This window comes from Stenotrophomonas beteli, from assembly GCF_001431665.1.
In the GTDB taxonomy this organism is placed as follows: Bacteria; Pseudomonadota; Gammaproteobacteria; order Xanthomonadales; family Xanthomonadaceae; genus Stenotrophomonas; species Stenotrophomonas beteli.
In genome coordinates this window covers 91,906-105,234 of record NZ_LLXV01000055.1, presented here as the reverse complement: position 1 = coordinate 105,234, position 13,329 = coordinate 91,906, and the positions used below count along the sequence as shown (strand labels likewise).

The window sequence follows — 13,329 nt, the reverse complement described above, 5'->3', positions numbered from 1 at the left end:
TAATCCCCTCCGTCCCCTTTTTGTTCTGCGTGCCGACCAAGGTCGGCACCTACCGGAGCACGATGGTTCCGGCTTACAGCAAGGTGCCGTGCAGGATCAGCGCGGCGATGCTGAAATAGATCACCAGTCCGGTCACGTCCACCAGGGTAGCCACGAACGGGGCGGAGGCGCTGGCCGGATCGAAGCCGAGGCGCTTGAGTATGAACGGCAGCATCGAGCCGGACAGCGAACCGAAGGTGACGATGCCCACCAGGGCGGCGCCGATGGTGAGCGCCAGCAGGATCCAGTGCTCACCGTAGTCATGCAGGCCGCCCAGCTGCCAGATCACGATGCGCACGATCGCCAGGCAGCCGAGGATGGCGCCCAGCACCATGCCGGTGGGGATCTCGCGGATGGCCACCTTCCACCAGTCGCGCAGGCGCAGTTCGCGCAGCGCCAGGCTGCGGATCAGCAGCGAGGTGGCCTGCGAGCCGGAGTTGCCGCCCGAACTCATGATCAACGGGATGAACAGGGTCAGCACCACCGCGCGTGCCAGCTCATCCTCGTAGTGCTGCATCGCGCTGGCGGTCAGCATCTCGCCCACGAACAGCACGCTCAGCCAGCCGGCACGCTTGCGCAGCATCTCGAAGAAGCCGATCTGCATGTACGGCTTGTCCAGCGCTTCCATGCCGCCGAACTTGTGCGCGTCTTCGGTGGATTCCTCGATCAGTGCATCGAGCACGTCGTCGACGGTGACGATGCCGAGCATCTGCTGCTGCGCATCGACCACCGGAATCGCCAGCAGGTCGTGGCGGCGGATCAGCCGCGCCACTTCTTCCTGGTCCATCAGCGCATCCACCGTCACCGGTGGGTTGACCTGGGCCACGTCCAGGATCGATTCCTCCGGCAGGCCGGTGATCAGCCGGCGCATGGTCACCACCTGCTGCAGCTGCTGGCTGGCCGGCTCCAGCACGTAGATCGCGTACACCGTTTCGCGCGTGCGCTCGACCTGGCGGATGTGCTGCAGGGTCTGCGCCACCGTCCAGCTGGCGGGCACCGCCACGTATTCGGTGGTCATCAGCGCGCCGGCGGTGTTGGGCGGGTAGCTGAGCAGCTTCTGGATGGCCTGGCGGGCATCGGTGCCCAGCAGCGGAATCAGCCGCGCGCGCTCTTCCTCGTCCAGTTCGTGGACGATATCGGTGGCGCGGTCGTCGGCCATCAGCCCGAGCAGGGCAGCGGCGCGGGCCGGCGGCAGCGCCGCCACCAGCTCGCCGCTGCGCTGCAGTTCGGGCGCTTCGAGCATCTTCACCGCGCGCGGCAACGGCAGCGCCGCCAGCGTTTCCGCGGCGCGGGTCAGTTCCAGCGTGTTGAGGAACTCAACCGCATCGGCCGTGTTGTAGTTCGCCAGTGGCGCGGCCAGTGCGGCGGCATCTGCCACCGGGCGCAGCAATTGCTTCTGGTTCATCGGTTCTGCCTTGTGGGGTGCGACCTCGCGCAACGCCAACGCAGGCGAACCATCCCGATGTCAGGCGGTGGCCATCGCTGGCGTCGAACGAGGTCGACTTCTACTGTCGCTGGACATGGGTTGGGGACTCCGGGATGCGTGTACTGGCGGACGCGCCGCCAGCGGCGGGCAGTCTGGACCTGCGCGCCATGCAGGTCAACCCGGGGGAGCCTGGTGCCCGGCGGGTTGTTCTCGTCCGTACACGGGGCGGCGCGCATAATGGCGCGGTGGCGTCCGCCACGCCTTCCCCTCCGGATCGACACACGACGGGCTTCAGCCATGACCAGGTATTCCCATGCATAGCGGTGGTCTGGAACTGGCGCTGGTGCTGCTGCTGGCGGCGGTCATCGCCGTGCCGGTGTTCAAGAAGTTCGGCTTCGGCGCGGTGCTGGGCTACCTGGCCGCCGGCGTGGTGCTCGGGCCGGACGGGCTGGGCTTCGTGCAGGACGCCGACCGCATCCTCGGCGCCGCCGAGATCGGCGTGGTGATGCTGCTGTTCGTGATCGGCCTGGAACTGTCGCCGGCACGCCTGAAGGTGATGCGGCGCTCGGTGTTCGGTGCCGGCGCGGCGCAGGTAGCGCTGTCCGGGCTGGTGCTGGGCGGCCTGCTGCTGCTCGACCATTTCCAGTGGAAAAGCGCGCTGGTGGTGGGCGTGGCGCTGGCGCTGTCATCCACGGCCGTCGGCCTGCAGCTGCTGTCCGAGCACAAGGCGATCAACAGCGACCATGGCCGGCTGGGCTTTGCCATCCTGCTGTTCCAGGACCTGATCGCGATTCCGCTGCTGGCCGCCATCCCCCTGCTGGGCGGGGTGAAGAACGAGACCCTGCGCTGGGAGGACGCGGCGGTGGCGCTGGGCGCGCTGGCGGTGGTGATCCTGTGCGGGCGGCCGGTACTGCGCCGGGTGTTCAGCACCATCGCGCGTACCCGCAGCCCCGAAGTGTTCACCGCCACTGCGCTGCTGGTGGTGCTGGGCACCGCCTGGTTCATGCAGGAGGCCGGCCTCAGCCCCAGCCTGGGCGCCTTCCTGGCCGGCGTGCTGCTGTCCGATTCGGAGTTCCGGCACGAGCTGGAATCGCAGATCGAGCCGTTCAAGGGCCTGCTGCTCGGCCTGTTCTTCATTGCGGTGGGGATGGGCATCGATCTGGACCGCATCGCCGCCGAACCGTGGATGATCGCCGGCGGCGTCGGCATCCTGCTGGTGGTCAAGTTCAGCCTGCTGTACGCGGTCGGTCGTATCGCCAGGCTCAGTTCGCGGCAGTCATTGCTGCTGGGCAGCGTGCTGTGGCTGGGCGGCGAGTTCGCCTTCGTGGTCTTCAACGAGGCGCAGCGCGCGCACCTGCTGGGCAACGCCAACCACGACCGGCTGGTGGCGATCGTCGGCCTGTCGATGGCGATCACCCCCCTGCTGATGATCGCGCTGCTGAAGCTGCTCGGGCAGGAAAAGGCCGCGCCGCGCGAGGCCGCCGACGCCGACAAGGTGGCACCGGACAACCGGCCGAAGGTGCTGATTGCCGGCATGGGCCGCTTCGGCCAGGTGATCGCGCGCCTGCTGACCGCGCAGAAGGTGCCGTTCGTGGCGTTGGAGGCGAACCCGGACACCGTGGCCGACCTGCGCCGATTCGGCAACCAGCTGTACTACGGCGACCCGACCCGGCCGGAGATGCTGCGCGCGGCCGGCGGCGAGCACATCGATGTGTTCGTGATCACCGTCGATGACCCGGAAACCAACCTGCGCGCGGTACGCATGGTGCGCCGGCTGTACCCGGACGCGACGGTACTGGCGCGTGCGCGCAACCGCCAGCATGCGTGGCGGTTGATGGACATGTCGGCCGAACCGTTCCGTGAAGTATTCGGCACCAGCCTGGAGATGAGCGGGCGCGTGCTGACCGCACTGGGCGTGGCGGCGAGCGTGGCCGAACGCCACGTGCAGCGCTTCCGCGAGCATGACGAACAGCTGCTGCGCGACCAGTACCTGGTCTACGACGACGAGGCCGCCGTGATCCAGACCTCGCGTGATGCACGCAACGATCTGATGCACCTGTTCGAAGCTGACGCGGAAAGCGACGGCGAGTAGGCGTGCCGACCACGGATTGCGGTAGAGCCGGCCGCTGGCAGGCACCACCCACTGCAGAATCCGGCAGCGCGGTGTTGGGGTCAGAGCCCTTTCCTTCGGAAAGGGATCCGACCCCGACTCTCAGCCGTTGTCGCGCAGGAACCGTGCCATCGACGAGACGCCCGGCACGCGGGGTTCGAACTCGCCAGCCACATCGATGAAGCCGCGCATCACTGCGATCTCGCGCGGGCTGCGGTTGAGGCTGTCACGCGCCTCCGGATCGGCACCGGCGCGCAACAGGCGCTGCACCAGCAACGGCAGGCCATGCAGCGCGGCCAGGTGCAGCGGGCCGAAGCCGCGCGGGTCACGCACCTCCAGGCTCACCTCTTCATCGAGCAGGCGCTCCACCGCCGCCATCACCACCTGCTCATCGCAGGCGGTGCCCGGTTCGGCGCGCGCGCCCAGCAGCAGCAGCAGCGGCGTGACCGAACCGGCCGCAGCCTGGTCCGGTTCGGCACCGGCCAGCAGCAGGGTGTCGAGCAGGGCCAGCAGGCGCGAGCGGTCACGCGCACTGAAGCCGTACAGCGCGGCACAATGCAGCGGCCCCAGCTGCTGCGCGTCACCGGCATGGACGTCGGCACCGGCGGTCAGCAGGCGCGCCACGATGTCCGGCAGGCCGAGCGCCGAGGCCAGCATCAGCACGGTCACCCCGCCCGGCAGGCGATGTTCCAGCTTGGCGCCGGCATCCAGCAGGGCCGAGACGATATCCACCTGGCGCATGCTGACCGCCGCCGACAGCGGCGTGGCACCACTGGCCGCCGCGTGCTGCGGATCGGCACCGCGCGCCAGCAGCAGGTCGGTCACCGCCAGATGGCCACCACCAGCCGCGCGCAACAGCGCGGTGCAGCCCTGCGCATCGACGGCATCGACGGCGAAGCCCAGATCGATCAGGCGGCGTACCGCATCCACGTCACCGGCCATTGCGGCGGCCGGCAGATCGGCCTCGCGCAGCGTACGGCGCGGCAACGGCCACACCCGCCAATCGAGCCAGTCGGCCAGATCGCGGCGGCCGATCGACAACGCCACGCCCAGTGGTGTCTGGCCATCGGCGGCGCGTGCTTCCGGCGAGGCGCCGTGCTGCACCAGCAGCTTCAGCGCGCCTTCGCGGGCCAGCGCGGTGGCCAGGTGCAACGCGGTCATGCCGTGGCTGTCGCGCGCTTCGCGATCGACGCCCGCTTTTAGCAGGGCCTGCTGCAGGCGCAGCCAGCCCAGGCGCACCGCCAGCGACAGCGGCGGATCACCGGCCGGGGACGCGGCGAACGGGTCGGCGCCGCGTTCCAGCAGTTCCAGCGCCAGCTGCTCCAGGCCACGGGCGGCCTGGTCGTGCTGCGCACAGGCGGCCAGGAAGCGTGCCAGCCCACCGCGACCGGCGGGCGACAGGCCCCGCTGCAGCATCACCTGCAGCGCCGGTACCGCATCGATGCCGCGCGACAGCAGCGCGAACATCGGCGTGTCCGCGCAGGCATCACGTACGTAGGGATCAGCGCCGTGCGCCAGCAGCCAATCGACCGCGTCCGGCTCAAGCGCAAGTTCCGGATCGAGCAGCAGGCTGCCCAGTTCTTCGGGCTGGCACAGCCTGGCCAGTGCCGCCATGCCGTCGGTGTTGCCGAAGCCCAGCGCTTCGCGCAGCAGGGTCAGCGGCGGGCGATCCGGCAGCAGGCCGCTGGCCGCGGCCGCTTCGCCGCGCTCGGCCAGGCCGTCGCTGACCGCAGCCGGCAACGGATAGGACGGATCCAGCAGCGCCACGATCGCCCAGCGGCCGGCTTCGGCAGCGTAATCCACCGCCCGGCGACCCAGCGGATCGGTCGCGTCGGCGGCGATGCCCAGTTCCACCAGGCGCTTGATCAGCAACGGCGAGACATCCTCGGCCATCACCGCCAGCTGCACCGCGTTGCGGCCTTCGCCGTCAACGGCAACCAGGTCTGGCTTGTGCGGCAGCAGGTGTTCGACCACGGCGGCGCGGCCGGCGCGGGCGGCTTCCAGCCAGGGCGTGCGGCCCAGTGCATCGCGTGCTTCCAGGTTGGCACCGGCAGCCAGCAGCACGCCGATGATTTCAACGTGGCCGGCCAGCGCCGCCTCGTGCAGCGCGCTGCGGCGCTGGCGATCACGCGCGTCGGCGCGCGCCTTGTGCTTGAGCAGCAGCTGCACGCCAGCCGGGTCGTCGTCTTCGGTGGCGGCGGCGGCGAGCAGCACCGGGGTGCCCTCGGCCGGTTCGCTGCGTGCACCGCGTTCGAGCAGGAAGCGGGCCAGGCGCCAGTTGCCGACCTGGCAGGCCACGGCCAGGGGTGACCAGCCCTCGTTGTTCAACGCGTCGACTTCGGCGGCGGCGTCGCGCAGCAGCGCCGCCACGCCCGGGTCGGAACTGCGCGCGGCATGGTGCAGCGGGGTGTTGCCATCGCTGTCGGTCGCACGCGAATCAGCACCGTTGGCGAGCAGGGTCATCACCGCTTCGGGGCGGCCATGCCAGCTGTCGCGGGTCGCTGCCAGCAGCGGCGTCATGCCGCGATGCGGCGCATTCACGTCGACGCCACGGGCAATCAGTTCGCGCAGCAGGCGCAGGTCCGGCAGCACCGCAGCCAGCACCGCCAGGCTGCGCTGGTCGCGCCAGTTCGGGTCGGGCAGCGCGTAAGGATCGGCACCGGCCTGCAGCAGCTGCAGGCCGCGATCGATGCGGCCGTGGCGGGCGGCTTCATACAGCGCCGGTGTCAGCTCCTGCGGTGCCAGTGCTTCCAGCGGCGCCGCTTCGGCTGCTGCGGTGAACAGCGGCTCCTGCTCGTTGCTGGCTGAGGCCAGCGCGCCCGGGCGCAGCGAGACCAGCGGCGCAGGCGCCACCCGCTGCAACAGCAGATGGAGCAGCGGCGACAGCAGCACCACCGCCAGCGTGGCCGGCCAACGCGCGCCTTCCGGCAGCAGGCCCGGCCAGGCCGGCAGCACCACCAGCGCGGCCAGCGTGATCACCAGCGCCGCCACACCGAGGCCGCGCCAGGCCGTCAGGTCGCGCCCGGCCAGCGCCTGCCAATGCTGGCCCAGGCTGCCATCCAGGCGTTCAACATCGTTCCACAGCGGCCAGGTGCGCCAGGCTGCCAGCAGGCCGGCGCTGACCAGCACGCTCAGGCCCAGCACCGCCGCCAGGCTGCCGCTGTCACGCAGCGCCGCCAGCGGCCAGGCCAGCAGCAGTGCCAGCAGCGACGGTGCCGCCGCCCACAACGCCAGCAACGCCGGCAGGTCCTGGCGTGCCACCACCTTCAGCGGCAGCAGCGCGCGGCTGCGCCGCCACCACGACACGCCCAGCGCGAACGCCGGTTGCGCCAGGGCGGCGAGGATGGCACCGGCAACGCCGCCCACGGCAGCACCCAGCGCCAGCACGGCGCCCACCGCGAAGGCGATCGACAGGGCGCGCGGACGGGAGGCGTCAGTCATAGTGGCGCGGCATCAGGCTGGCCACCGACGGCGGCACCTGCAGATAGAACCCGCGCTCGCTCATTTCGCTGCGGACCTTGTCCGGATCGGCCTGGGCCAGGCGGCGCTGGGCATCCAGGGCCACGTCCAGGACGAAAGTGAGCGCCCCCAGCGATTTGAGCAGCGGCGCAGGCAGCGCGCTGAAATCTTCGCGTCGGGGAACGTAGACGTAGGTGTCCGGCTTGAGTTGGCTTTTATAGACGTAGGCGTGCATGTCCGCGGGACAATAACCCGGGAAGAGCCATGATTGTGTCGGAAAGCCGACACCGGGGAAAGCCGTCAGCCGACGATGGCGGCGCGATCGACGGTGTTTCCCCGGTAGGGTTCAGCAATGTGGCGGCGGCGTTCAGGCAACGGCCGCCGCTACCGGTGACTCACTTGACCTTGGCGTAGGTGCCCTTCAACGCCACACCGGCGACGAAGGTGCCGGCCCAGCACTCATAGTTGGTGCTGCTCTTGAATTCGTTCTTCTTGTAGTAGCTGACGATGTCGACCACGGCGTTGGCCCCGCGCGACCGCGCACCATCCTGCAGCGCGCGCAGCGCCGACAGCGCGACCCAGCGGCAGGCCTCGGCGTCGCTCTTGTTGGCGGCATTGGTCTTCTTGTTGGTCACATCCTCACCCAGGCGCTGCTGCACGCTGACCGGCTGGCCGGCCAGGTAGAAGCGCACGCTGCCGTCGATGCCGGCGTCCTTGGCGGCCTGCGAACTGACCAGTTCCTGCAGGGACTGCTCGACGCGGGTATCGCGCGCGGAGGCGGTGGAACTCAGGGCCAGCAGCGTGGTGGCAGCGGCGATCATCAGGGTACGGCGCATCGAAACATCTCCTTGTCGAGGGTGCGGGTAGGTTGCGGGAACAACGGCGGTGGGGCGGTGGATCATTCGCGCCAGCGGCGGAACACCAGCGAGGTGTTGATGCCGCCGAAGGCGAAATTGTTGCTCATCACGTACTCGGCCTGCAGTTCGCGGCCCTGCCCGGTGATGAAGTCCAGCTGGCCGCAGCGCGGGTCGACCTCGGCCAGGTTCAGCGTCGGCGCGAACCAGCCGGCCCGCATCATCTCGATGCTCAGCCAAGCCTCGAACGCACCGCAGGCGCCGAGCATGTGGCCGACATAGCTCTTCAGCGAGCTGATCGGCACACGGCTGCCGAACACCTGCGCGGTGGCCTGGGTCTCTGCGATGTCGCCGTGGTCGGTGGCGGTACCGTGGGCGTTGACGTAGTCGATCTGCGCCGCGTCCAGGCCGGCATCCTCCAGCGCCAGGCGCATGGCCTGGGCCATGGTATCGGCGCTGGGCTGGGTGACGTGCTGGCCGTCGCTGTTGGTGCCGTAGCCGACCACCTCGGCGAGGATGGTGGCGCCACGCGCCTGCGCGTGTTCCAGGTCTTCCAGGATCAGCGTGCAGGCACCTTCGCCCAGCACCAGGCCATCGCGGCCGGCATCGAACGGGCGCGGCGTGCTCTGCGGCGCATCGTTGCGCACGCTGGTGGCGAACAGGGTGTCGAACACCGCTGCGGCGGTGGCATCGAGCTGCTCGGCGCCACCGGCCACCATCACTGTCTGCTTGCCGCTGCGGATCGCTTCATAGGCTGCGCCCACGCCCTGGCTGCCCGAAGTGCAGGCGCTGGAGGTGGTGTAGACGCGCCCGGACAAGCCGAAGAACACGCCGATGTTGACCGGCGCGGTATGGCTCATCATCTTCAGGTAGGTGGTGGCGCTGATGCCCTCGGTGGTGAATTCGTTGAGCATGCGTCCGAATTCGCCGGTGGCCTCGTGGCTGCCGGACGAGGACCCGTAGGCCACGCCCGTCCGTCCGCTGCGCAGCACCGGGTGTTCATGCAGGCCGGCTTCGCGCAGCGCCACTTCGGTGGCGCGCACCGACATGATCGCGACCTTGCCCATCGAGCGGGTGGTCTTGCGGTTGTAGTTCGGCGGCAGCTCGAAGTCCTGCGCCGGCGCGGCCAGCTTGGTGTTCAGTCCGGCGTAGACATCCCACTCGGGCATCCCGCGCACCGCGTTGCGGCAGCTGCGCAGGTGCGCCTCGATGGTCGGCCAGTCATGGCCGAGCGGACTGATCGCGGCCGCACCGGTGACCACCACGCGACGATCGGCGGCCATCAGAGCATGCCTCCGTTGACCGAGATCACCTGGCGGGTGATGTAGCCGGCCGGTTCGGACAGCAGGAAGGCCACGGTGGCCGCCACTTCGTCGGGACGGCCGACACGCCCGGCGGGAATCAGCTTGAGCGCGTGTTCGATCACTTCGTCGTTGAGCATTTCGGTCTCGATCAGGCCCGGGGCCACGCAGTTGACGGTGATCTGGCGGCTGGCCAGTTCCAGCGCCAGCGCCTTGGTGGCACCGATGATGCCGGCCTTGGCGGCGCTGTAGTTGACCTGCCCGCGGTTGCCGGCCAGGCCGGACACCGACGACAGGGTGACGATGCGGCCGGGCTTGCGCCGCCGCACCATCGGCATGATCAGCGGATGCAGCACGTTGTAGAAGCCATCCAGGTTGGTGTGGATGACCTGGTCCCAATCCTCCGCCGACAGTGCCGGGAAGGCGCCATCACGGGCGATGCCGGCATTGCAGACCACGCCGTAGTACGCGCCGTGCGCTTCGACATCGGCCTCCAGCGCGGCGCGTGCGGCCTCGCGGTCGGCCACGTCGAACGCCAGCACGCGGGCCTGCTGGCCCAAGGCCTGGATCTCGGCCACCACGGCCTGTGCTTCTTCCAGGCGGCTGCGGCAATGCACCACCACGTCGAAGCCATCACGCGCGATGCGCAGCGCGATGGCCCGGCCAATGCCCCGGCTGGCGCCGGTCACCAGCACGCTTCGATTTCCTGTCATGCCTGTCCACTCTCCAGATAGGCCATCGCGTCGGTCGGTTCGAACACCGAGACGTTGGCTGTCGCCCATTCGTCCTCGCCTGCCAGGATGCGGCAGGCGAACATCCCCAATCCATTGTCGCCCAACAGCTCGCAGCGCGCCTGTACGCGCAGGCGGGTGCCACTGGGGAAGCCACTGCGCGGACTGCTGTAGCGACGGCTGCCGAGCAGGAAGCCCAGCTGCGGTGGCTTGCCGGCCGCGCGCGCGCGGCAGCCGGCCCACGCGGCGATGGCCTGCGCCATGTATTCGATGCCGACCCAGGCCGGCACCTGGCCGTTGTCGACGAACAGGCCGGCCTCGGGCACCACCAGTTCGGCCTCGACGGTATCCTGGTCCCAGCGGGTGATGCGCTCCAGCAGGCACATGTCCTGGCGGTGCGGCACCACTTCTTCGATCGCGTACAGCGTGTTCATCGACGCTCCAGCGCCAGCACGGCATTGCTGCCGCCGAAGGCGAACGAGTTGCTCAGCACCCGCCGCGCTGGCTGCGCCAGGCGGGTGCCCGGCGCCACCAGCGGCAGCACCGGCAGCGCCGGATCGGCCACGCCATCCCACCAGTGCGGCGGCAGCTGCTGCTGCGGATTCTCGGCCAGCAGGATCCAGCACAACGCGGCCTCGATTGCGCCAGACGCGCCCAGCGTGTGACCGGTCAGCGGCTTGGTCGAGCTGGCCGGCACGCCATGGCCCAGTACCTGCGAGACCGCCAGGCTTTCCATCGCATCGTTGTGCCCGGTCGCGGTGCCGTGCAGATTCACGTAATCCACTTCATCGGCGGCCCAGCCGGCGCGCTGCAGCGCCTGCTGCAGGGCCTCGATGGCGCCCAGCCCCTGCGGGTCGGGGGCGGACATGTGGTGAGCGTCGGCCGATTCGCCCCACCCGGCCAGGCATACCGGGCCGGGCTCGCGGGTGAGCAGGAACAGCGCGGCACCTTCGCCGATGTTGATGCCGGCGCGATGCTGCGAAAACGGGTTGCAGCGCGACGCCGACACCGATTCGAGCGCGCTGAAACCGGCCACGGTGAAGCGGCACAGCGAATCGGCGCCACCGGCGATCACCGCATCGACAATGCCGGCGCGCAGCATGCGCGCGGCCGACATCAGCGCCTTGGCGCTGGATGAGCAGGCAGTGGACAGCGTCCAGGCCGGGCCCTGGGCGCCGCTGCGCTGGCGCACGAACTGCGCGGCGGTGCCCATTTCCTGCTGGGCGTAGTCGAAGCCCTGCGGCCACTGGCCCTGTTCGGCGTGGCTGCGCAGCGCCTGTTCGGATTCACCAATGCCCGAGGTGCTGGTGCCCAGCACCACCGCCACGCGCTCGGCACCGTGGCGGGCGATGGTGGCAGCCACCGCCGGTGCGATCTGCGCCAGTGCCACCTCCAGCAGCGCATTGTTGCGCCCGCGCAGGGCGACCGGCAGGTTCTCCAGCGCTGGCAGTGGCGTGCGCACTTCGCCCAGCGCCAGGGTGCGCCCCGGCAGCAGGCGATCATTGTCGCTGAGCCCACCCGGCGCATCGGCAAACAACGCCGACGCCACTGCGGCACGGCCCTCGCCGAGCGCGCAGACCACGCCGAGGTCGTTCAGGTAGATCGGTGCACTCATCGGTCCTGCCCGGCCATGTCGATCGACTCAATGCGCAGCGCATAGCCTTCGGCGCGGTTTTCCAGCTGCACGCTGCCGTCGTCCAGGCGCTGCAGCTGCAGCCACACCACGCCATCGCGCGACAGGCGGCGCTGCTGGCCATCATCGCTGACCTGCCAGCCGGCTGGCAGCGCCGCGGCGATCGCAGCGGTCGGCCATAGTGCGAACTGCAGGTCATCCAGCACGCGCTCGGCGCGCACCTGCGGCGGCAGCCACGGCGCACGCTGCTGGGTCAGCTGCTGGCCATCCCACTGCAGGCGTACGCCGGTCTGGCCCATCGCCTGCACGGCCAGCTGCACCCGCTGTGCGTCGGCTTCCAGCAGCGCATCGAGGTCGCGCTCATGGCTGCCGAAACGGAAATGCAGCTGCTGCTGCAACGCCAGCGGCGCCGGCAGGCTGGCCGGCGACAGGCGCAGCGGCGGCAGTTCCACCTGCGGCTTCGGCATGCGGCCGGCGCAGGCCGTCACCAGCACGCACAGCAGCAGCGCCGCGATCGGGGCAATCAGACGCTGCACAATTCCTCCAGCACGCGCATGCGGCGGCCACTTTCGTCAGCCACATACGGGTTGTTGGTGTCCCAGGCGTATCCGGCCAGGATGGAACTGATCATGTTGCGCACTTCCGGCTGCTGCTGCGGGTGGTAGATGATCTTCTGGAAGCCGCCCTGGTACCAGCTTTCCACGAAACGACGGAAGGTCTTCACGCCGGCGCGCAGCGGAATCGAGAATTCAGCTTCCCAGTCGACGGTTTCACCGGCATAGCGGCGCGCCAGGCACTCGCTGGCCAGCTGCGCGGACTTGAAGGCGATGGTGACGCCGGAGGAGAACACCGGGTCGAGGAACTCGCCAGCGTTGCCCAGCAGGGCGTAGCCCGGGCCCCACAACGAACTGACATTGGCCGAGTAGCCGGTGATGCGGCGCACCGGCAGCACCGCCCATTCGGCATTGGCCAGCAGCGCGGTCAGGTTCGGGTCCTCGCCGACGATGGCCTGCAGCTTCTGCAGGTCGTCGCCCTCGTAGCGTTCGAAGAACGACGGTTCGGCCACCACGCCCAGCGAGCAGCAGCCGTTGGAGAACGGGATCGTCCAGTACCAGACGTCGATGTGCTCGGGGTGGGTGGTGATCAGGATCTTGTTGCGGTCGAAGTCCGCTTCGGCCGGAATGTTGTCGCGCACGTGGCAGAAGATCGCACCACGCACCGGGAAGTTGGACGGCGATTCCAGCTGCAGCAGGCGCGGCAGCAGGCGCGCGAAGCCGGAGGCATCAAGGATGAAGTCAGCTTCGATGCGGTAGTGGCTGCCGTCCGGGCGGCGCACGTTCACCGCCGGCTGTTCACCGGGTTCGACCGACAGTACTTCGTCGCCGAAGCGCAGCGTGGCGCCCATGCGCTCGGCGCCGCGTGCCAGTACGTTGTCGAAGTCGGCACGCTGCACCTGGTAGGTGGTGCCCCAGCCCGGAGAGAACTTCTCCCTGAAATCGAACGCGGTGCGTGCCTCGCCGTGCACGAAGGCAGCACCGTTCTTGTACTGGAATCCGGCCTCGACCACGTCCTGCAACAGCCCCGCCGCCTCGATGTACTCCATGCTCTGCGGCAGCAGGCTTTCGCCGATGGAGAAGCGCGGGAACTGCTGGCGCTCCAGCATCAGCACCTGGCGGCCCTGCTGGCGCAGCATCGCCGCGGCCACCGAGCCGGCCGGACCGGCGCCGATGATCAGGATTTCAGTGCGTTCGACAGCATCCACAGCAGTAGTCATCG

Annotated in this window: 11 protein-coding genes; 1 reads left to right on the top strand and 10 read right to left on the bottom strand. The window is 69.5% G+C overall.

The features are described from left to right. Positions 1-73: 73 nt before the first annotated feature. A complete protein-coding gene (gene mgtE / locus ARC23_RS14475) occupies positions 74-1,444 on the bottom strand; it encodes a magnesium transporter (RefSeq protein WP_057497841.1) in 1,371 nt (456 codons plus the stop codon). 334 nt (positions 1,445-1,778) lie between these two features. Here mgtE and ARC23_RS14470 point away from each other — a divergent pair, with 334 nt between their 5' ends. After that, positions 1,779-3,557, top strand: a complete 1,779-nt coding sequence (locus ARC23_RS14470; RefSeq protein ID WP_057497840.1) for a monovalent cation:proton antiporter-2 (CPA2) family protein — start codon at positions 1,779-1,781, stop codon at positions 3,555-3,557. Between the two features lie 120 nt (positions 3,558-3,677). On the opposite strand, the gene ARC23_RS14465 is transcribed toward ARC23_RS14470, so the two are convergent. The 9 genes from ARC23_RS14465 to ARC23_RS14425 form a co-directional block, all read right to left on the bottom strand. After that, a complete protein-coding gene (locus ARC23_RS14465) occupies positions 3,678-7,016 on the bottom strand; it encodes an ankyrin repeat domain-containing protein (RefSeq protein WP_057497839.1) in 3,339 nt (1,112 codons plus the stop codon). Further along, entirely contained in the window at positions 7,009-7,269 is a 261-nt protein-coding gene (locus ARC23_RS14460; RefSeq protein ID WP_057497838.1) for a YcgL domain-containing protein, read from the bottom strand. The genes ARC23_RS14465 and ARC23_RS14460 overlap by 8 nt, the downstream gene beginning before the upstream one ends. A gap of 160 nt (positions 7,270-7,429) precedes the next feature. Beyond that, positions 7,430-7,870, bottom strand: a complete 441-nt coding sequence (locus tag ARC23_RS14455; protein ID WP_057497837.1) for a hypothetical protein — start codon at positions 7,868-7,870, stop codon at positions 7,430-7,432. 62 nt (positions 7,871-7,932) lie between these two features. Next, the gene (locus ARC23_RS14450) at positions 7,933-9,171 is read right to left on the bottom strand and encodes a beta-ketoacyl-ACP synthase (protein ID WP_057497836.1); all 1,239 of its coding nucleotides are present in this window, start codon (positions 9,169-9,171) and stop codon (positions 7,933-7,935) included. Continuing rightward, positions 9,171-9,902: a 3-ketoacyl-ACP reductase FabG2 gene (locus ARC23_RS14445; RefSeq protein ID WP_057497835.1), complete on the bottom strand. Its 732-nt coding sequence runs from the start codon at positions 9,900-9,902 to the stop codon at positions 9,171-9,173. Before ARC23_RS14445 ends, ARC23_RS14450 begins: the two co-directional genes overlap by 1 nt. Beyond that, the gene (locus ARC23_RS14440) at positions 9,899-10,354 is read right to left on the bottom strand and encodes an ApeP family dehydratase (protein ID WP_057497834.1); all 456 of its coding nucleotides are present in this window, start codon (positions 10,352-10,354) and stop codon (positions 9,899-9,901) included. Before ARC23_RS14440 ends, ARC23_RS14445 begins: the two co-directional genes overlap by 4 nt. Then, the gene (locus ARC23_RS14435; RefSeq protein WP_057497833.1) at positions 10,351-11,535 is read right to left on the bottom strand and encodes a beta-ketoacyl-[acyl-carrier-protein] synthase family protein; all 1,185 of its coding nucleotides are present in this window, start codon (positions 11,533-11,535) and stop codon (positions 10,351-10,353) included. The genes ARC23_RS14440 and ARC23_RS14435 overlap by 4 nt, the downstream gene beginning before the upstream one ends. Beyond that, positions 11,532-12,089: a DUF3261 domain-containing protein gene (locus tag ARC23_RS14430; protein ID WP_057497832.1), complete on the bottom strand. Its 558-nt coding sequence runs from the start codon at positions 12,087-12,089 to the stop codon at positions 11,532-11,534. The genes ARC23_RS14435 and ARC23_RS14430 overlap by 4 nt, the downstream gene beginning before the upstream one ends. Beyond that, positions 12,077-13,327: an NAD(P)/FAD-dependent oxidoreductase gene (locus ARC23_RS14425; protein ID WP_057497831.1), complete on the bottom strand. Its 1,251-nt coding sequence runs from the start codon at positions 13,325-13,327 to the stop codon at positions 12,077-12,079. Before ARC23_RS14425 ends, ARC23_RS14430 begins: the two co-directional genes overlap by 13 nt. Positions 13,328-13,329: the final 2 nt, after the last annotated feature.

What these genes read in the sequence shown, in the direction of transcription:
- mgtE (WP_057497841.1), bottom strand. Translation starts at nt 1,444, where the DNA reads ATGAACCAGAAGCAATTGCTGCGCCCGGTGGCAGATGCCGCCGCACTG.
- ARC23_RS14470 (WP_057497840.1), top strand. Translation starts at nt 1,779, where the DNA reads ATGCATAGCGGTGGTCTGGAACTGGCGCTGGTGCTGCTGCTGGCGGCG.
- ARC23_RS14465 (WP_057497839.1), bottom strand. Translation starts at nt 7,016, where the DNA reads ATGACTGACGCCTCCCGTCCGCGCGCCCTGTCGATCGCCTTCGCGGTG.
- ARC23_RS14460 (WP_057497838.1), bottom strand. Translation starts at nt 7,269, where the DNA reads ATGCACGCCTACGTCTATAAAAGCCAACTCAAGCCGGACACCTACGTC.
- ARC23_RS14455 (WP_057497837.1), bottom strand. Translation starts at nt 7,870, where the DNA reads ATGCGCCGTACCCTGATGATCGCCGCTGCCACCACGCTGCTGGCCCTG.
- ARC23_RS14450 (WP_057497836.1), bottom strand. Translation starts at nt 9,171, where the DNA reads ATGGCCGCCGATCGTCGCGTGGTGGTCACCGGTGCGGCCGCGATCAGT.
- ARC23_RS14445 (WP_057497835.1), bottom strand. Translation starts at nt 9,902, where the DNA reads ATGACAGGAAATCGAAGCGTGCTGGTGACCGGCGCCAGCCGGGGCATT.
- ARC23_RS14440 (WP_057497834.1), bottom strand. Translation starts at nt 10,354, where the DNA reads ATGAACACGCTGTACGCGATCGAAGAAGTGGTGCCGCACCGCCAGGAC.
- ARC23_RS14435 (WP_057497833.1), bottom strand. Translation starts at nt 11,535, where the DNA reads ATGAGTGCACCGATCTACCTGAACGACCTCGGCGTGGTCTGCGCGCTC.
- ARC23_RS14425 (WP_057497831.1), bottom strand. Translation starts at nt 13,327, where the DNA reads ATGACTACTGCTGTGGATGCTGTCGAACGCACTGAAATCCTGATCATC.